An 18,955-nucleotide genomic window follows, 5' to 3' on the forward strand; every position below is an offset into this window, starting at 1 on the left:
CAGGACATGAAGACGATGCCGCAAACGCACCCCCGAAGCAGGTTCGCCGACGACACCCCGCCCGCCCCCCCCTTCGCTGCCCAGGCCGACCCTGCGCGGCCCTGTCGAGCGAGGATCCTCGTCGTCGACGATACAGCGGCTAACATTCAGATCGTTGCCGCGGCGCTCTCGAAGCAATATGAGATCATGGTCGCGACCGGCGGTGAGGCGGCCCTGGCGTTGCTGCGCGAGACCGACAAGCCCGATCTCATCTTGTTGGACATCATGATGCCGGAGATGGACGGCCACGAGGTCTGTCGGCGCATCAAGGAGGATCCCGCTACCTGGGACATCCCGATCATCTTCCTGACCGCCAAGGGTGCGGTAGAAGATCAGCAGAGGGGGTTCAATCTCGGTGCCGTGGATTACATCACCAAGCCGATCGAGATCCCCCTGCTGCTGGCGCGGGTCGGCGTCCATATCCAGCTGAAACGCAAGTCCGAGCAACTGGAAAAACTGGCGATGCTCGATGGTCTGACCGAGATCGCCAATCGTCGCGCACTGGATGTCAGGCTTCCGCAAGAATGCCAACGGACGGCGCGGGAGGGCGTCCCGCTCGCGGTCCTCATGATCGACATCGACCACTTCAAGGCCTTCAATGATCGCTATGGGCACGGTGCGGGGGATGAGTGCCTGCGGCGCGTGGCGCAAACCATCGAGGCCGTTCCGCATCGACCAGGGGACTTCGTCGCCCGCTATGGCGGCGAGGAGTTTTGCGTCATTCTGCCCAACTGCGATCGGGCCGGGGCCTTGCAGGTGGCGGAAAACCTGCGCTCGGCCGTCGCCGCCCTCGACATTCCGCATGCGTACTCCAGTGCTGCGAGACATGTCACCATCAGCATCGGGTTCTCGGCAAGATGGGTCGCGGGGGAAGAGACAGGCCCGTCCGCGATCCAGCGAGAGGCCGATGCGGCCCTCTATCAAGCCAAGTCGCAGGGGCGTAATCGGGTCGTCGGCCACGAGGACGGCACCTGACTTGCGCATGCAGGCAGCGGCTCCCACGGAAGGTCGCGAGCGGATTTGGTGAGTCGGTCAGGTCCTCGCGTTGCGGGTTAGCGTGGAACAGCAGCGCAGCCGCTCGATTTGGTGGCAGCGACGCCCCGCCGCGACGGACGCTTGATCGTGGCGGGGCGCCGCTTCCGCATGGCTCGACCTGGTTGATGCGCAAGGCCCATTCAACCCAGTGGCGGCCGCAGCGGTGTGCGTTTCAGCCCGCCTGCACGGCCGCGAGCGCCGTCATGTTGAGCAGTCCGCGGACGGATGTGCTGGGTGTCACGATGTGCGCCGCGGCTGCCGTGCCCAGCAGCATGGGCCCGAAGGCGCCACCTTCGTTCATGGTTTTCAGCAGGTTGAAGGCAATATTGGCCGCATCCTGATTGGGCATGATCAGCAGATTGGCGCGGCCTTCCAGGCGCGATTCAGGGAAGCGCGCCTGACGACCGATGGCGTCGAAGGCGAGGTTGGCGTGCATCTCGCCCTCGACCTCCAGCTCGGGGTCTTGGCCACGCAGCAGCCTCAGTGCCTCGGTCATCTTGGTCGCGGTCGGCGAGTCGTGGCTGCCGAAGTTGGAGTGCGAGACGAAGGCCACCTTGGGCACCAGTCCGAAGCGTTTGACCTCGGCGGCGCACAGGCGGGTGATCTCGGCGAGATCTTCCGCATTCGGGTCGGTCTGGACATAGGTGTCGGCGATGAAGAGCGGGCCGGAGCGCAGCACGACCGCATTCATGGCCGTGAGCTTGCGCACGCCAGGTGCCGTGCCGATGGCCTCCTCGACGTGCTTGAGGTGGCGGGCGTAGCGCCCGACGATGCCGCAGATCATGGCGTCGGCGTCGCCGCAGCGGACCATGGCCGCGGCCAGCACTGTGGGGTCGTTGCGGATGTATTCGCGTGCCTCGTCCGGGGCATAGCCGCGACGCTTGACCCGGTCGTAGAAGGCCTGCCAATGATTGTCGAAGTTGGGGTTCTCGCAGGGGATGATGAGATCGAAGTCGCGATCCGGGCGAATGCTCAGTCCCAGCTCGCCGAGCCGGTTGCCGATGACCTCCGGGCGGCCGATCAGCATGGGTCGCGCGATGCCTTCCATGACCGCCTGCTGGGCGACCTGAAGTACGCGCTCGTCCTCGCCCTCCGCGAAGACGATGCGCTTGGGTGCGAGCCGGGCCTGATCGAAGACGGGCTTCATGGTCATGCCCGTGCGGTAGGCGCGATGGCCAAGGGTCTGACGGTAGGCCTCCAGGTCCTCGATCGGACGGGTCGCGACCCCTGATTCCATGGCCGCACGGGCGACCGCTGGGGCCAGGTGCTCCATGAGGCGCGGATCGAAGGGCTTGGGGATGAGATATTCTGGGCCGAACTGGAGCTGGTGCCCGCCGTAGGCCGCGCGCACGATGTCCGAGGGCTCGGCCATGGCGAGATCCGCGATGGCGCGGACGCAGGCGATCTTCATGGCCTCGTTGATCTCGCTCGCGCCGCAGTCCAGGGCGCCCCGGAAGATGAAGGGGAAGCAGAGGACATTATTGACCTGATTCGGGAAGTCCGAGCGGCCGGTGGCGATGATGGCGTCCGGACGCGCCGCGCGGGCGAGGTCGGGCATGATCTCGGGGACCGGATTCGCCAGCGCCATGATGATGGGACGCTCGGCCATCCGCTCCAGCCACTCCGGCTTGAGTACGCCGGCCGCCGAGAGCCCGAGGAAGATGTCCGCGCCGTCGATGGCCTCGGCGAGCGTGCGTTTGTCGGTCGCGATGGCGTAGCGGCCCTTGTAGGGGTCCATCTCCTCGGTGCGGCCTTCGTAGACCACGCCGGCGATGTCGGTGAGGGTGACGTTCTCCTTCGGCAGCCCCATCTCGACCAGCAGGTCGACGCAGGCCAGGGCCGCAGCGCCGGCGCCCGCCGTGACCAGCCGTACCTGGCCGATGTCCTTGCCGACGGTCCGCAGGCCGTTGAGGATGGCCGCGTTGACCACGATAGCCGTGCCGTGCTGATCGTCGTGGAAGACCGGGATGCCCATGCGCTCCTTGAGCGCGCGCTCGATGATGAAACAGTCCGGGGCCTTGATGTCTTCCAGGTTGATGCCGCCGAAGCTGGGCTCCAGCCGGGCGACGGTCTCGATGAACTGCTGCGGGTCGCGCTCCTCGATCTCGATATCGAAGACGTCGATGTCGGCGAACTGCTTGAACAACACCGCCTTGCCTTCCATCACCGGCTTGGAGGCCAGCCCGCCGATGGCACCTAGTCCGAGCACCGCGGTTCCGTTGCTGATGACGGCGACCAGGTTGCCGCGCGCCGTATAGTGCGAGGCCGTGAGTGGATCCTTTTCGATCTCGCGGCAGGCCGCCGCGACGCCGGGAGAATAGGCGAGCGCCAGATCGCGCTGATTACCGAGCGGCTTGGTGGCCTTGATTTCCAGCTTGCCGGGCTTGGGATAGCGGTGATAGTCGAGGGCACTCTGGTCGAATTCTTCCGACATTGGGGTCTCCGGTGGTAGCGCTTGCCGGGGACAAGCGGTCTCCCGGCCATTATTGTCCTGTCATTATGCTGCAGCGCAATATTCCTGCAAAGCCTGGAGTCTGTCCGAGGCGATGACGACTCCGCGCCGGGCGCTTGTTGCTCAGGCGAATGCGATTCCGGCCTCGATGGCGATCCTCGCCGCCAGCCGCTGGAAGTCGGCGTAACAGCTCTTGACCGCCTCGATGTGCGCGCCGATCGCGCCGTCCGCCGACTTCAGGAAGAAGATCGGCTTGCGCGCTTCCATCGCCATGGGCATCAGGCTGCGATAGTGCTTGAGCAGCGAGAGGCAATAGGGATCTTGGTCGACCGGTGGATAGGGATGCGCGTCCTCATCCAGCACGGCTTCCCGGTAGACGACGGGGATGCGGTCCATCCAGCGCTTGTAGGCAAGACCGGGCCGGCTGTCGCGCAAGCCATGCTGCATAACGATGTAGCCGATCGGTTGCATGCTGCCTCTTGGGAGTGACAGATCCGGTGGCGCCTTGGTCACCAGATGGCTCCAGATACGTCCCCAATCGCGCAGGGTTGGTCCAAGGTTCTTGAGTCCCTGGAGAGAAAAAAGGTCGGGAGCGAGCGGGATACAGACTTGGTCCGACGCGATCAGGGCCGCGCGGTTGATGGCGCCCAGGTTTGGTCCGACGTCGATCAGCACCAGCTCCGCCCCCCGCTCGGCCCCGGCCAAGATCAGCCGGTGGAAGGCGGTCATCGTCCTGTAGGCACCCTCGTCGTCGTTGTGGCAGCGCGGCCAGGCATCCGATAGCTTGTCCTCGAATCGAGACAGACCGAGGTCGCCTGGGATCAATCCAAGGTGTGCGGTGATGGGCTCGACATGGGGTGTCGCGATGTCACCGACACCGCGCAGGATCGGCCGGATACTGCCGAAGACCGTATCTGGATGGTCGTCGTCCGACCACAAGGTCTCCAATCGAGCCTCGTCGAGGAACATGGCGGTGAGGTTGGCCTGCGGATCCAGATCGACGGCCAGCGTGTCGATGCCATGATCGGCGAACATCCAGGCCAGGTGGTAGACGAGTGAGGTCTTGCCCACGCCGCCCTTGTTGTTGAAGAAGGCGATGGTCTTCATGCCGGTCTCCGGAGGATTCCGGCGTGCGTGAGACTGGCCGATTCCGGGGCGTAAAGGCGCAGGGACGCCAGTTGGAGTTCGAGGGGGCGGTGATTCTCCGCGATGGTGTCCGCGTCGAGGGCTTCGCGGCGGTAGGCGTCAAACTGGCCCAAGGCAAGGTCGCTCAGAGCGGACTCGCGGCAGGGGCGTGCGTCGAAGGTGCGGGCCAGCGCGACACGCCGCTCGCTGAGGATGCGCTCTTCTTGCTCGTTCGCGATGCCTCTCCTCGGGCCGACACGGATGTAGACGCGCCCCTTGTAACGCACCGGCGGCAGGTCTGAGGGCAAGACCTCCACGACGGCGAGTTCGCCACCCTCCAGCCTGTATTTCTGTACGCTGAGGACGGGCTGAGGCAAAACGTTGCCGTCGGAGCGGATTGCGCTGAGATTCTTCAGCAGTTCATCCGTGACCTCGAGCCCGGACAAGGTGCCGTCGTCATAGGCTCCGACCAGTAAATAGCCAGGCTGCCGCCGGTTGGGCAGATCATTGGCAAAGGCGCAAATGGCCTCGGCGAACTTGTCGGTCTTGTTGACGGATATTGTGCGCTCGATGTTGTCGGCTTCCAGATCGCCGAGAAGCTCGGCCAGTCGCTCGTGGGTCAGCATGGGGAGTAATACCTGTGTCAGTATCGACGCCGCGGCCTGGCTTCGGCGGGCTGGTCTTCGTCCCGCAGGCTTGGTGGGAAGCCGGTCCCTGCGACCCGGCCGCGCCAAGCGCTCGGTGCCTTCGCAGTATAGCGAGCCGCGCACGCCGATCGAGATCCTGGTGCAGAAGCCGATTGGCGGCTCAGTCTCCAAAGGCTAGCATCAACGTCCACGAGTCCAGGTGCGTCGATCCAATCAAGGAGCCCGCTGTCGTGAAGATCGTCATTTTGGGTGCGGGCCAGGTCGGCAGCTCGGTCGCCGAGCGATTGGTCTCCGAGGCCAACGACATCACCGTCGTCGACCTCGACGCACGCGGTCTTCAGCAACTGCAGGAGCGGCTGGACCTGCGCACCGTGACGGGCAATGCCGCGCTGCCCTCGGTGCTGCGTGAGGCGGGGCTGCAGGACGCCGACCTGCTCATCGCCGTCACCCAGAGTGATCAGACCAACCTCTGCGCCTGCCGCACCGCCGCGACCCTGTTCAAGGTGCCGACCAAGATCGCCCGGCTGCGGTCCGGTGACTACATTCGCCACCCGGAGCTGCTGGACGACAACGGCTTTTGTGTCGACTTCAACATCTGCCCCGAGCAGATCATTACCGATTACCTCATCAAGCTGATCGAGTTCCCCGAGGCGCTTCAGGTGCTGGAGTTCGCCGATGGGTTGGTCAGTTTGGTGGCGGTGCGCGCGGTCGAGGGCGGACCCATGGTCGGGCATCCGGTCGCGGATCTGCGCGAGCACATCCCGCGTATCGACGCCCGTATCGCCGCGATCTATCGCAAGGACCAACCGATTACGCCCACGGGCGACACGCGCCTGCGCCCCGGTGACGAGGTCTTCTATCTCGCGGCGCGGCGCGATATTCGCCAGGTGCTCAACGAGTTGCACGGCCGCGACCGGCCGACGCGCCGCATCATGATCGCCGGCGGCGGCAACATCGGCAGTCGGCTGGCGACCGCCACCCAGGATCGCTACCAGGTCAAGGTGATCGAGATCGATGAGGATCGGGCCAAGGCGCTCGGCGCGAGCCTGAACGGCTCATTGGTGCTCTGGGGCGATGCCACGGACGAGAATCTGCTCAATGCCGAGAACATCGAAGACATGGACCTCTTCCTGGCCCTCACCAACGACGACGAGAACAACATCATGGCGGGCTTGCTCGCCAAGAGTCTGGGCGCGCGCCGGGTTCTGGCGCTCATCAACAGGCGTGCCTATGCGGATCTCTTGCAGGCCGACCGTCTGGATATTGCCATCTCGCCCGCGCAGATCTCAATCGGTACGCTGCTGGCGCGGGTGCGCCGCGGGGATGTCGCGGCGGTGCACAGTCTCCGGCGGGGCGCCGCGGAGGCGCTCGAATTCGTCGTCCATGGGGACATGTCGACGTCCAAGGTCATCGGGCGCCGCCTTGCCGCGCTGAACTTGCCCGATGGCGTGAGTGTTGGTGCGATCGTGCGCGCGTCCAGCCAGGACAGCCTGGGCAGCGGACAGGCCCGGGTGCTGATCGCGCATGACGACCTCGTCATCGAGCCGGAGGATCACGTCATCCTCTTTGTCGCGCGCAAGGGCTTGGTCCGCCAGGTCGAGCGCTACCTTCAGGTCGGGCTTGCCTACTTCTGATGGCAGAGCTGTTGTCGGTCGCCAATGTCCTCGGGCGCCTGCTGATGGTGTTCAGCCTGACCTATTTGCTGCCGATCATTTGCTCGCTCATCTATCGCGATGGCACCTTCTTGACCTTTCTCGTGAGCCAGGTTGCTTGCCTGGCTGCGGGCGGACTCATGACGCTGGCGACCCGGGGGTTCCAGCGCGCGCTCAAGCCGCGCGACGGTTTCATGCTCGTCACCCTCGCCTGGCTCCTCACGGCGACGATTGCGACCTTTCCCCTGCTCCTGCATCTGCAGCTCTCGTTCACGGACGCCTTCTTCGAGGCCATGTCAGGCATGACGACCACGGGGGCGACCGTCATGATTCACCTGGATGTCTTGCCGCCCTCGATCAATCTCTGGCGCCACGAGCTGAACTGGATCGGCGGCATGGGGATCATTGTGCTGGCGGTCGCGATCCTGCCTCTGCTCGGCGTCGGTGGGATGCAACTCATGCGCGCCGAGGTTCCAGGACCAATCAAGGGCGCCAAGCTGACGGCGCGTATCGCGGATACCGCCGTCGTCCTCTGGGGTGTCTATCTCACCATCACCATCGCCTGCATGCTGAGCCTCAAGGTTGCCGGCATGGGATGGCTGGACGCCATCTGTCATGCCTTCTCGACCTTGAGCCTGGGTGGCTTCTCGACCCGCGATGGCAGCATCGGGGAGTTCGACTCGCCCCTGATCGAGACTGTGCTGATCCTCTTCATGACGCTGGCCGCGCTCAACTTCGCAACACACTTTGCGGTGTGGCGTGAGCGCAGCTTGCGACCCTTCTGGCTGGACGGAGAGGCCCGCGCCGTGGTGGGGCTGTTGGTCCTGAGCTGTGTTGGATGCGCGCTCTATCTCTGGGAGGCCGGGACTTACGGCGGTTTCCTGACCGCGCTCAGATTCGCGAGCTTCAACCTGGTCTCGCTCGCGACGGATTGCGGCTTCGTGAGCACCGACTATGGGGTCTGGCCGGCCTTCGTGCCCTTTTGGATGCTCTTTCTGTCCTCCTTCACGGCCAGTTCGGGCTCAACGGGAGGGGGTATCAAGATGTTTCGAACCTTGATCCTGGTCAAGCAGAGTTCGCGGGAGCTGACCCGTCTCTTGCATCCGTCTCTTGCCGCGCCGGTGACCATTGGGGGCATAGTTATCCCCAATGGCGTCGTTGTCGCCATCCTGGGATTCCTGTTCCTTTATTTCATGAGTATCGTCACCCTAACCTTTCTGCTCATCTTCGGCGGTCTGGACTTCATTTCGGCCTTTACTGCGGTCATCGCCTGCATCAACAATGCGGGACCAGGTCTCGGGGTCGTCGGACCCGGGACCAACTATGCCAGCCTGACGGACTATGAGATTTGGGTCCTGAGTTTTACTATGCTGCTCGGTAGGCTTGAAGTGTTCTCCCTGCTCGTGCTCTTCACTCCACAATTCTGGCGGAAATAGCCGGCCTCCAATGCCTCCTTCTGAGGACATGAGATGTACTTGATCAGTTTTCTGATTCTCTTTTCTCTCATCGCGGGTCTCGCCATCGCTGCGGCGCCGACCGTCGGTGCGCAGGCGCTTCGTATCCGTTTCTCGGTTGGCGCCTTGGCGCTTGCCTCGGTGTTGCTGGCCTTGCTGCAGGCGAGCAGGGGGCCTGAATTCTACGCCCTGGGTGACGGGCTCACGCATGTGCTCGACTGGCTCTTCATGGCGGGCGGTGTTGCGCTCGCGGCCCTGCTGCTCTGGTTTTGCCGGCGGATCAAACCCCGCGAGTGGTATATCCCCGTCCTGATCGTCGTGCAGACGGGGCTGATGCTCTATGCGGAGCTGTTTGGTCAGCATCCGGAGATCGCGCATCCCTTCTACGTCGACAGCTTCTCCGTGCTCATGGCGCTCATCATCGCCATCGTTGGCGGACTCATCTGCATTCACGCCATCCGCTACATGCATGACTACCTCGCCCATGCGGCGGGTCAGCACGAGGCCGGCGACGTCGATACGGCGCAGCAGCGGCCAGAGCGCAGCCGCAGCCTCTTTTTCTTCGTGCTCTTTCTCTTTCTGGCGGCCATGTTCGGCATCGTCTTCGCCAACAACCTACTGTGGCTGTTCTTCTTCTGGGAGGTGACGACGCTCTGCTCCTTCTGGCTGATCTCTTACTCAGGCACGGATGAGGCGATTCGCAACGGTTTCAGGGCGCTGGGCTTCAACCTCATCGGCGGGGTTTCCTTCGCCGCAGCCATCGTCTGGCTGACCCATGGGCCTGGTCTGCACACCTGGGAGCTGGATCAACTGGTGGCGGGCGGCAGCGCCCTCGCGCTGATTCCCGCGGTGCTGATTGCGGTGGCAGGGCTGTCGAAGTCGGCGCAGATGCCCTTCTCCTCCTGGCTGCTGGGGGCCATGGTCGCGCCCACGCCGGTTTCGGCGCTGCTGCACTCGAGCACCATGGTCAAGGCGGGCGTCTTTATCCTGATCAAGCTTTCGCCCGTCTTCCATGACACCTTCGCTGGATTGCTGCTGTCGCTGATCGGCGGCTTGACCTTCCTGGCGACCTCGCTGATCGCAGTCAATCAGCGCAATGCCAAGCTGGTCCTGGCCTATTCGACCATCGCTAACCTCGGCCTCATCGTCATGTGCGCCGGCGTGGGCACGGCGGCGACCATGTGGGCGGCCATCCTGCTCATCCTCTTCCATGCCGTGGCCAAGGCGCTGCTCTTCCTCGCGGTCGGGACCACGGAGCACCTCATCGGCAGCCGCGACATCGAGGACATGGAGGGGCTGGTCTATCGCCGGCCCACGATCGCGGCCATGCTGCTGGTCGGGATGCTAGGCATGTTCTTGGCGCCCTTCGGCATGCTGCTCGGCAAGTACACCTGCTTCCAGGCCTTCCTCAGCATGGATGTCATGTGGGGCGACGGTGTGATGCTTGCAGTCATCCTCGCCTTCGGCAGTGCGCCGACGCTCTTCTTTTGGAGTAAGTGGATGGGCAAGCTGGTCGCCGTGCCGCGCAGCGCGCCGCCGGGTTCGGCGCCGATCCCGCGCGACGAGGCCATCGCGCTGTTCTCACTGACGGCATTGACCTATATCGCCTGCGCACTCTTCCCGCTGGCGGATACCGGCTTCGTCCTGCCCTACACGCAGCATCTGGCGAGCCTGGGGCTGATCGCCGCGCCGAGCTTCGCCATGCCCTGGGAGACCATCATGCTGATGAGCATCATGCTCGCGGGACTCTTCCTGATGCCCCTGGCCTTTTGGTTGCGGCCGCCGCGATACGCCGAGGTGAGCGCCTATCTCAGTGGGGCCAATGTAGACGGCAGCGCCTCCTACCGCGGAGCCATGGGCGCGGAGCGCATGGTCGAGAGCCGCGGCTATTACCTGTCCGGTTTCCTTCAGGAGGCCACCATGGTTAGGGTCGGGCTGATCGGCTGCGGCGCGTTGATGTTCTTGATGTTGATAGGGGCCCTGCTATGAAGCCTTACGCCTGGTCGCTTGGCTTTGCATTCATCCTTCTGGGACCCGTTGTGGGGGCCCTGCTCGCCGGCATCGACCGGCGGCTGACCGCGCGCATGCAGGCCCGCAAGGGGCCACCGATCCTGCAGCCCGTCTATGACGTGCTCAAGCTCTTCGAGAAGGACACTCTGGTCGTCACCCCGCTGCAGACGCTCTATCTCTGGGGTTTTCTCTTCTTCATGGTGGTCTCGGGCTTCATCCTCTTTCTGGGGAGCGACTTGCTGCTAAGCCTGTTTGCGCTAACGGTGTCGGGTATCTTCCTCTGCCTGGCCGCTTACGCAACCAACTCGCCCTTCAGCAACATCGGCTCTTCGCGTGAACTCATGCTCATGATGGCTTACGAGCCCATGCTCATCCTGGTGCCGCTGGGCTTTTTCCTGGTCACCGACAGCTTCCGGGTGTCTGACATCGTCTCGGGGAGTCCCTGGCAGGTGATTCAGCTCGCGGGGATTCTGATCGGCTTCCTCTTCATGCTGACCATCAAGCTGCGTAAATCGCCCTTCGATCTCAGTTCCTCGCATCACGGCCACCAGGAGCTGGTCAAGGGGATCACGACCGACCTCTCGGGCAGTGATCTGGCGATCGTCGAGATCGGGCACTGGTACGAGAACAGCATCCTGCTCGGCTGGCTCTACCTCTTCTTTGCGCCCTGGGGGCCGTGGATCGCATTACCCATTACAGTCGTGCTCTTTTTCGCCGAGGTTCTGGTGGACAATACGAATGCACGGCTCACCTGGTCGAGCACGCTCAAGGCGTCCTGGTTGGTGACCGTCGTCTTCGGGGTGACCAATCTGGCGCTGCTGCCATTCATCTCTTGATGCCGATGCCGATGGCGAGCCTCGAGCCCACTTCCATGCAAGCGTCCCTGTCCATGACGTCCGTGCGTCTAGCCGCAAACGGCATGGGCGCCTCACTTGGGTCACGATCATGAGCTTTCTCAAGAAATCCCCCTGGGTCCTGCACTATGCCGCGACCAGCTGCAATGGCTGCGACATCGAGCTGCTGGCCTGCCTCACGCCGCTCTATGACGTCGAACGCTTCGGGATCGTCAATACGGGCAACCCCAAGCACGCGGATATCTTCTTGGTCACCGGCTCGGTGAATGAGGAGTCCCGCAAGGTGGTCGAAAACCTCTACGCACAGATGCCCGACCCCAAGGTGGTGGTCGCCATCGGGGCCTGCGCCCTCAGTGGCGGCATCTTCAAGGATGCCTATAACGTCTATGGGGGAATCGACAAGGTGATTCCCGTGGACGTCTATGTGCCGGGCTGCGCGGCGCGGCCCGAGAGTATCATCGACGGTGTGGTGCAGGCGCTCGACATCCTTGAGCAGCGCGCGAAAGACCGTAAACGTCAACGCAAGATGGTGGCAGTATGAGTTTGGACGAGCCTTTCAACGATCTGGCACTCGGCGACTGGTTGTCCACGGCGGAGCGGCATCGCGCCGAAGGCTATCGCCTGGTGCAGATGACTGGGACGGCGCGGCCGGACCACTTCGAGATCATGATCAGCTACGACAAGGACTACCGCTGCACCAACTACCGCACCTTGCTCCCGCGGGATCGGGCCGAGCTGCCGAGCCTCAGTGGGATCTTCCCCGCCGCCTTCACCTACGAGAACGAGCTGAAGGATCTTTTCGGCATCGCGGTGCCTGGGTTGACGGTGGACTACGGCGGTAATTTTCTGCGCACCAAGACCAAGATCCCCTTCTCCGGTGACGTCACCGTCAAGAAAGAGAAGGTCAAGCCAGCGGCGGCTGGCGCATCTGGCTCCGAGGGCTGACCCATGTCCAATACCACCATTGTCCCCTTTGGTCCTCAGCACCCGGTCCTGCCGGAGCCGATCCATTTGGATCTGGAGCTGGACGACGAGCGGGTCGTCCAGGCATTGCCCTCGATCGGCTACGTCCATCGCGGCCTCGAGCTGCTGGCGGAGCGCCACGACTTCATCGAAATGGCCAATGTTGCCGAGCGTATCTGCGGCATCTGCAGCTTCATCCACGGCCAAGGCTATTGTCAGGGCATCGAGCAGCTCATGGGCGTCGAGGTCCCGCCCCGCGCGGTCTACCTGCGCACCATCTGGGGCGAGATCTCGCGCATCCAGAGTCACTTGCTGTGGTTGGGTCTGTCGGCCGACGCGCTCGGCTACGAGAGCCTCTTCCAGCACAGCTGGCGCATCCGCGAGATGCTGGTCGACATCATTGAGGAGACGACCGGCGGTCGCGTCATTTTCGGCGTCTGCAAGGTCGGCGGTATCCGCAAGAATGTCGACGACGAGGTGCTCAAGGCCGTCAAGGGGCGGATGCGCGACATCCAGGCCGCCTTCAACGAGATTGCGGACGTCTTTCGCGAGGATCCGACGGTCAAGAAGCGCACTGTTGGGGTTGGTGTCCTGACGGCCGAGGACGCGCATATTCTCGGCGCGGTCGGTCCGGTACTGCGCGGCAGCGGGGTGCCCCAGGATACCCGCAAACTCGGCTATGCCGCCTTCGGCGAGCTGGACTGGGAGCCCGTGGTCGAGCAGGAAGGCGACTGCTACGCCCGCTGCATCGTGCGGGTGCGCGAGATCGACCAGTCCTTCGACATCATCGCCCAGTGTCTCGACCGCATGCCGGCCGGTGAGGTCGAGGTGTCGGTCAAGGGCAAGCGGCCGAAGGGTGAGGCCATGTTCCGGCTGGAGCAGCCGCGCGGCGAGGTTTGCTACTACATCAGCGCCGACGGCAAGAAGAACCTGGAGCGTTTCCGGGTGCGTACACCGACCTTTGCCAACATCGCGCCCCTGGTCCACATGCTGAAGGGCTGCGAGCTGGCCGACGTTCCGGTGATCGTGCTCACCATCGATCCCTGTGTGAGCTGCAACGAGAGGTAAGCCGATGTCCTGGTCCTGGCTCCCGATTTCATCGCTGGTCACGCGCAGCGCGCTGAGTAAGCCCGTGACACGGCTCTATCCCTTCGAGCGCCGCACACCCTATGCCCGCACCCGAGGACACATCCTCTTCAAGGTCGACAACTGCAACTTTTGCACGATCTGCGCCCACAAGTGTCCGACCGACGCCATCGTGGCCAACAAGAAGGACAAGACTTGGGCAATCGACTACAGCCTCTGCATCCTCTGTGGGAACTGCGTCGAGGACTGCCGCGAGGGTTGCATCACGCTGAGCAATGACCCGCATCCACCGATGCTGGCGAAGGAGATCTGGAGTGTCCGTAAGGACTACGAGGCCCCGCCGCCGCCGGAGAGTCCGAAGGTTGTACTGCCGGGTAAGGACTCACATCCGTCCTGATCACTTCGGTGCCGCCGTCGCCCTGGAGGGCGACGCTCCCAGCCATCTTCCTGCCCGAGTTGGCCTCTAGGCCAACTCGGGCAAGGCGCCAGGCTAGGCGCATTCGGTGTTTCTGGGGATGCAGCGCCAGGGAGGGACGCCGATGCCAGACGGCGAGCACCGAGGCTGGTACAAGCACGACAAGCTTCCGCATTTCGACCAAGGCGGTCTTTACCAATCGATCACCTATCGTCTGGATGACAGCTTGCCGCGTGCGGTTCTCATCGAGCTTGAGCGAGAGCTTGGCGAAATCAACGCGACCAGAGCCACTCTGGAAGCCACGCGGCCTAGGCGGATCGAGACCTTCTTGGATGCCGGCTACGGCTCATGCATTTTGCGACATCCATACAACGCGAATCTGGTCATGGAGGCTTGGCGCCGTTTCGATGGCGATCGTTATGACCTGATCATTGGCGTGGTCATGCCGAATCATGTGCACGTCCTGGTAAGGATCTATCCAGGCACACGGCTGGGTGATTTGCTCGGCTCTTGGAAGAGCTTCACCTCACGACGCTTCCGCGCCGACGAAGCGCTGGGGTATGCGCCGCATTGGCAACGGGGCTACTGGGATCGGTTCATCCGGGATGAGGCCCATTATCGAACGACGGTGCGCTATATCGCGTTCAATGCAGTGACAGCCGGGTTGGTCGAAGCGCCAGCGGAGTGGCCCTATCTTGCCTTTGGGTGTGGTATCGAGCTCGCAAGTGTCGCCCTGGAGGGCGACACTCCCAGCGCCGTTTCGCTGGGAGTATTGGCTTCCAGGTCAACACGATTTGGACGTAGGTCTGACGACACCAAGTGACAATCTGCCCCCCTTATGAATCTAGATTCTGTGCTCCCATTTGTACCCTGCTGTAAACCTTGCCGTCCTGAGCGAACTCTCCGGCTAATGGGATGGCACAAATCGCGTCTAGGATTCTCATTGTGCGGCGCCGTTGTGCTCCTGCTCGCCGCCTGCACCCAGCAGCCAGATCCGGTACTCGAGATCAACGGCCCCACCATGGGAACCTACTACTCGGTCAAGATCGCCCGGCCTGCCGAGGGACTGACGGCCGAGGATCTGCGTCCGGAGATCGAGGCGGTTCTAGACGCGGTGGTCGCCGAGATCTCGACCTACGACGAGACCTCCGAGCTGTCTCGCCTCAATCGCAACCCGAGCACCGACTGGATTCCCGTCTCCCAAGATCTGCTCGAGGTGATCGCCGAGGGGCAGCGCATCGCGAAGCTGACCGGCGGTGCCTTCGATATCACCATTGGTCCGCTCGTCAATCTGTGGGGATTCGGCCCCGAGCGGCCGCGTGACCGCCTGCCGACCGAGGCTGAGATCCAGGCCGCAAAGGCTCGGGTCGGTTGGAAAAAGCTCGAGCTGAGGACCCGTCCGCCCGCTGTCCGTAAGGCGCGCGGCGATCTCTATATCGACCTTTCTGCCTTGGGTGAGGGCTATGGCGCGGACCGCGTCGCGGCCTGGCTGGATGCTCAGGGTCTCACTGACTACATGGTGGCCGTTGCCGGTGCGATTCGGGCCAAGGGGCTGAACGCCAAGCGGGAGCCTTGGGCGATCGCCATCGAGCAGCCGATGCCGGACCGTCGCGCCGTGCATCGTGTCATCCCCATCTCGGATCGCGCGCTCTCCACCTCAGGCGACTACCGCAACTTCTTCGAGCAGGGCGGCAAGCACTACTCGCACGAGATCGACCCGCAAACCGGCGCCCCCGTGGGTCGGCAGCTCGGTTCGGTTACTGTCGTCGGGGAGGTCGGGATGGTCGTCGATGGTCTCGCGACCGCGCTCATGGTGCTAGGCGCCGAGAAAGGGCCTGCCTTGGCCGATGCATCCGGGATCGCAGCCTACTTCATCGCCCGTGAAGGCGAGGCGATTCGCGGGATCGGGTCGCGGGATTTCCAGTCCTTCTTGGAGGGGGCGCCGGGTCCGGAGTAGGGCATGATGCGCCTGATGCCATTTCAATAGAGAGCATTTAGGAATTTTTCCTCGCCCAGATTCGTCGCCCCAGGTCGCGAGGCTTCCGAGCCGCGATGCACAGGTCGCTTGCTCTAAGTCCTTGAAAGATTCTGGTCGGCAGTGGATGTCTGGGCGGCTGTTGAGGCTGCCTTGAGCCTATGAAATGGCCGATGCGAGGACTCTGAAGCTCATCACATCTGCCGCGCGGGCGAAAAATAGGGTCGACAGGGCAAAACGGCAAGACCTTTATGTTAAAGTTCCGTGCCGTTTTTCGCGGCTAGTCGGTCCGTCTGCTGCAGTATCCCGACGTTGCGATTGGTCGCCTTCTTTGATCGGCTCAAACCAACAAATCCCGTAACGGGGGGATGTCAATGTCAACAGATTTTGTCCTTTGGTTCGCGATCGGCGCCGGGGCACTGGCGGTGATCTTCGGACTTGTCGTCGTGGCCTGGATCAATTCGCAGTCGGCTGGCTCCGAGCGCATGCAGGAAATTGCGGCGGCCATCCAGGCCGGCGCGCAGGCCTATCTCAATCGCCAATACAGCACCATCGCCATCGTCGGTGCCGCACTCTTTGTCGTGCTCTGGCTGGTGCTCGACCTGGCAACGGCCGGCGGATTCGCGATCGGCGCCTTGCTCTCCGGGCTGGCCGGCTACATCGGTATGAATGTGTCGGTCCGCGCTAACGTGCGCACCGCGCAGGCCGCAACCGTTAGCCTCGAGTCCGCGCTCGCCATCGCCTTCCGCGGCGGCGCCGTCACCGGCATGCTGGTGGTCGGTCTGGGCATCATCGGGGTTGCCGGCTACTTCCTGTACCTGGGCGCAGACGAAGCGGCGCTGCATGCGCTCATCGGTCTCGCCTTCGGCGGCTCGCTCATCTCCATCTTCGCCCGACTGGGCGGCGGTATCTTCACCAAGGGCGCCGACGTCGGCGCGGACCTCGTCGGTAAGGTCGAGGCCGGCATCCCGGAAGACGACCCACGCAACCCGGCGGTCATCGCCGACAACGTCGGTGACAACGTCGGCGACTGCGCCGGCATGGCGGCGGACCTCTTCGAGACCTACGCCGTGACCATCATCGCGACCATGGTCCTGGGTGGTCTGCTATCGAAGGCCGCTGGCGGCTTCGACATCAACTTCGTCATCTACCCGCTCGCGCTGGGTGCGGTCTCCATCATCGCCTCCATCGTCGGCGCCTACTTCGTCAAGGCGACCGACGGCGGCCGCATCATGACCGCGCTCTACAAGGGCACGGCGGTTGCCGGTGGGCTGGCGTTCATCCTGTTCGCGGTCGTGACCGCGCTCCTCATGGGCGAGCACTTCTTCGCGATGCTGTTCTGCGCCCTCATTGGTCTCGGCTTGACCGCCGCGCTGATGGTCATCACCGAGTACTACACCTCGACTGAGTTCCATCCGGTGCAGTACGTTGCCCAAGCCTCGCAGACCGGTCATGCGACCAACGTCATTGCGGGTCTCGCCATCTCCATGAAGTCCACGGCCATGCCGGTTCTCTCGGTCTGTATCGCCATCTGGGCCTCCTACATGGTCGCCGACCTCTATGGCATCGCGATCGCTGCGACCGCCATGTTGTCCATGGCCGGGATGATCGTCGCGCTCGACGCCTATGGCCCCATCACCGACAACGCCGGCGGTATCGCCGAGATGTCCGGTCTGCCCGAGGACGTGCGCAAGACCACCGACGCCCTGGATGCCGTCGGCAACACCACCAAGGCCGTCACCAAGGGTTACGCCATCGGCTCCGCCGGCCTGGCCGCGCTCGTGCTCTTCGCCGACTACACCCACAATCTGGAAGCGGCCGGCAAGATGCAGGACTTCATGCTCTCCGACCCGGCCGTCATCATCGGTCTCTTCATCGGCGGTCTGGTGCCCTACCTCTTCGGTGCCATGGCGATGGAGGCCGTTGGCCGTGCCGCCAGTTCGGTCGTCATGGAAGTGCGCCGTCAGTTCAAGGAGATCAAAGGCATCATGGAAGGGACGGCCAAGCCGGACTACACCCGTGCCGTCGACCTCCTGACCAAGGCCGCCATCAAGGAGATGATCGTCCCCTCGCTGCTGCCGATCCTGGTGCCCGTCGCGGTCGCGATCGGTATGAACATCCTCATGGGCGACGGCGCCGGTATCCGCGCCTTGGGCGGCATGTTGATCGGTACCATCGTCACCGGTCTCTTCGTCGCCATCTCCATGTGTACCGGTGGTGGCGCTTGGGACAACGCCAAGAAGTACGTCGAGGAAGGGAACTTCGGTGGCAAGGGCTCCGATGCCCACCATGCGGCCGTCACTGGCGATACCGTCGGCGACCCCTACAAGGACACCGCCGGTCCCGCCATCAACCCGCTGATCAAGATCATCAACATCGTGGCCCTGCTCTTGGTGCCACTGCTTTGATCTGACGGGCTTGAGCCTGGGAGCAAGGATGCTCCAACACGACGCAAAAGGCGCAGCTTCAAGCTGCGCCTTTTGCGTTGCTCAGGGGCCAAATCGCTTAGGAACTGTCCATCAACAACTTCCCCCCTTTCGCAAAGGGGGGCTAGGGGGGATTTCGGGCGGTATCGCTCGCATCGGGAAACAATTGATGGACACTTTCTTACACGTTAGGCCGCTGGCGATTTCAGGCCTCCTCGGTCACCTCGATCCAGCCGCGATCCACATAGTGCTTGCACAGGATGTCGTAGGCAAAGAAGGGATAGACGAGCCAAGAGAGCCCTGCGGTCACGATAGCGAAGAGGATGCTGCCGAGCACGTGATTCCAGATGCCTTTGTAGGCGAAGTAGAAGACGCCGAACAGCAGGACCCAGAGCGGTGCTAGCGCAGGGACCTCTTCGATCGCCCCAGTTTCTGGGTTTTTGAACTTCATCATCAGGTTCTCCAATACGCGGCTGGACATCAGCCGTCTTGCGTCCGCGACTCGCTCAGGGTAGCGCATGCGTGCTTTGATCGGGGTCGTCGCGATGTGCCAGCTCGACGCGCCGCATCGCGCGGCTTGCGGCAGGGCTGGCCGGTGATTGGGGCGGCCTGCCCCCGCGTCCGCTGGTCTCAAGGGGTTGGCGCCTCAAGGCGCGATGCGCTTGGGACGCTGCGCGACCGCCAGGCCGAGACCATACTGGAATCTCGCCCGGAGCTCTACTCGCTTTGCGCCTGGTCGCGGCATTTTGGGGCCCTCGCCAGCGGGTCTATTCCTCATGAAGGGGACGCCCTCCGGGGGGAGACATGGCTGCGCAGCTGGCC

General features: G+C 63.4%; 16 protein-coding genes. 12 read left to right on the top strand and 4 right to left on the bottom strand.

From position 1 onward, the window contains the following. The first annotated feature begins 15 nt into the window (after positions 1–15). Positions 16–1,014 carry a diguanylate cyclase gene (locus tag G3480_RS07915; RefSeq protein WP_167752459.1) on the top strand — a complete coding sequence of 333 codons (999 nt, stop codon included), beginning with the start codon at positions 16–18 and terminating at the stop codon, positions 1,012–1,014. Between the two features lie 232 nt (positions 1,015–1,246). On the opposite strand, the gene G3480_RS07920 is transcribed toward G3480_RS07915, so the two are convergent. The 3 genes from G3480_RS07920 to G3480_RS07930 all read right to left on the bottom strand — a co-directional run bounded on the left by G3480_RS07920 (position 1,247) and on the right by G3480_RS07930 (position 5,277). Then, complete coding sequence (locus tag G3480_RS07920) at positions 1,247–3,508, bottom strand: NADP-dependent malic enzyme (RefSeq protein ID WP_164653342.1); 2,262 nt, start codon at positions 3,506–3,508, stop codon at positions 1,247–1,249. Positions 3,509–3,649: 141 nt separating this feature from the next. Further along, entirely contained in the window at positions 3,650–4,633 is a 984-nt protein-coding gene (locus G3480_RS07925) for a ParA family protein (RefSeq protein WP_164653343.1), read from the bottom strand. After that, on the bottom strand, positions 4,630–5,277 hold the full coding sequence (locus tag G3480_RS07930) for an AlbA family DNA-binding domain-containing protein (RefSeq protein WP_164653344.1): 648 nt from the start codon (positions 5,275–5,277) through the stop codon (positions 4,630–4,632). The genes G3480_RS07925 and G3480_RS07930 overlap by 4 nt, the downstream gene beginning before the upstream one ends. Before the next feature lie 251 nt (positions 5,278–5,528). Here G3480_RS07930 and trkA point away from each other — a divergent pair, with 251 nt between their 5' ends. The 11 genes from trkA to G3480_RS07985 all read left to right on the top strand — a co-directional run bounded on the left by trkA (position 5,529) and on the right by G3480_RS07985 (position 18,115). Beyond that, positions 5,529–6,932, top strand: coding sequence for a Trk system potassium transporter TrkA (trkA, locus tag G3480_RS07935; protein ID WP_164653345.1), 1,404 nt, complete (start codon positions 5,529–5,531; stop codon positions 6,930–6,932). Further along, positions 6,932–8,386 carry a TrkH family potassium uptake protein gene (locus G3480_RS07940; protein ID WP_206171572.1) on the top strand — a complete coding sequence of 485 codons (1,455 nt, stop codon included), beginning with the start codon at positions 6,932–6,934 and terminating at the stop codon, positions 8,384–8,386. Before trkA ends, G3480_RS07940 begins: the two co-directional genes overlap by 1 nt. A 33-nt stretch (positions 8,387–8,419) precedes the next feature. After that, entirely contained in the window at positions 8,420–10,393 is a 1,974-nt protein-coding gene (locus tag G3480_RS07945; RefSeq protein ID WP_164653346.1) for a proton-conducting transporter transmembrane domain-containing protein, read from the top strand. Further along, complete coding sequence (locus tag G3480_RS07950) at positions 10,390–11,250, top strand: respiratory chain complex I subunit 1 family protein (RefSeq protein ID WP_164653347.1); 861 nt, start codon at positions 10,390–10,392, stop codon at positions 11,248–11,250. The genes G3480_RS07945 and G3480_RS07950 overlap by 4 nt, the downstream gene beginning before the upstream one ends. 109 nt (positions 11,251–11,359) lie before the next feature. Continuing rightward, a complete protein-coding gene (locus G3480_RS07955; protein ID WP_164653348.1) occupies positions 11,360–11,809 on the top strand; it encodes an NADH-quinone oxidoreductase subunit B family protein in 450 nt (149 codons plus the stop codon). Beyond that, positions 11,806–12,213 carry an NADH-quinone oxidoreductase subunit C gene (locus G3480_RS07960; RefSeq protein WP_164653349.1) on the top strand — a complete coding sequence of 136 codons (408 nt, stop codon included), beginning with the start codon at positions 11,806–11,808 and terminating at the stop codon, positions 12,211–12,213. Before G3480_RS07955 ends, G3480_RS07960 begins: the two co-directional genes overlap by 4 nt. A 3-nt stretch (positions 12,214–12,216) precedes the next feature. Further along, a complete protein-coding gene (locus G3480_RS07965; protein ID WP_164653350.1) occupies positions 12,217–13,299 on the top strand; it encodes a hydrogenase large subunit in 1,083 nt (360 codons plus the stop codon). 4 nt (positions 13,300–13,303) lie between these two features. Continuing rightward, positions 13,304–13,714, top strand: a complete 411-nt coding sequence (locus G3480_RS07970; protein ID WP_164653351.1) for a 4Fe-4S binding protein — start codon at positions 13,304–13,306, stop codon at positions 13,712–13,714. 142 nt (positions 13,715–13,856) lie between these two features. Continuing rightward, on the top strand, positions 13,857–14,555 hold the full coding sequence (locus G3480_RS07975) for an REP-associated tyrosine transposase (RefSeq protein ID WP_164653352.1): 699 nt from the start codon (positions 13,857–13,859) through the stop codon (positions 14,553–14,555). 87 nt (positions 14,556–14,642) lie between these two features. Next, positions 14,643–15,689 carry an FAD:protein FMN transferase gene (locus tag G3480_RS07980; protein WP_164653353.1) on the top strand — a complete coding sequence of 349 codons (1,047 nt, stop codon included), beginning with the start codon at positions 14,643–14,645 and terminating at the stop codon, positions 15,687–15,689. A gap of 392 nt (positions 15,690–16,081) precedes the next feature. Next, complete coding sequence (locus tag G3480_RS07985; protein WP_164653354.1) at positions 16,082–18,115, top strand: sodium-translocating pyrophosphatase; 2,034 nt, start codon at positions 16,082–16,084, stop codon at positions 18,113–18,115. Positions 18,116–18,338: 223 nt separating this feature from the next. Here the strand turns inward: G3480_RS07985 and G3480_RS07990 are convergent, their stop codons facing one another. Continuing rightward, positions 18,339–18,587, bottom strand: coding sequence for a hypothetical protein (locus tag G3480_RS07990; protein WP_164653355.1), 249 nt, complete (start codon positions 18,585–18,587; stop codon positions 18,339–18,341). Positions 18,588–18,955: the final 368 nt, after the last annotated feature.

This window comes from Thiorhodococcus mannitoliphagus (assembly GCF_010915725.1).
Taxonomy (GTDB): Bacteria; Pseudomonadota; Gammaproteobacteria; order Chromatiales; family Chromatiaceae; genus Thiorhodococcus; species Thiorhodococcus mannitoliphagus.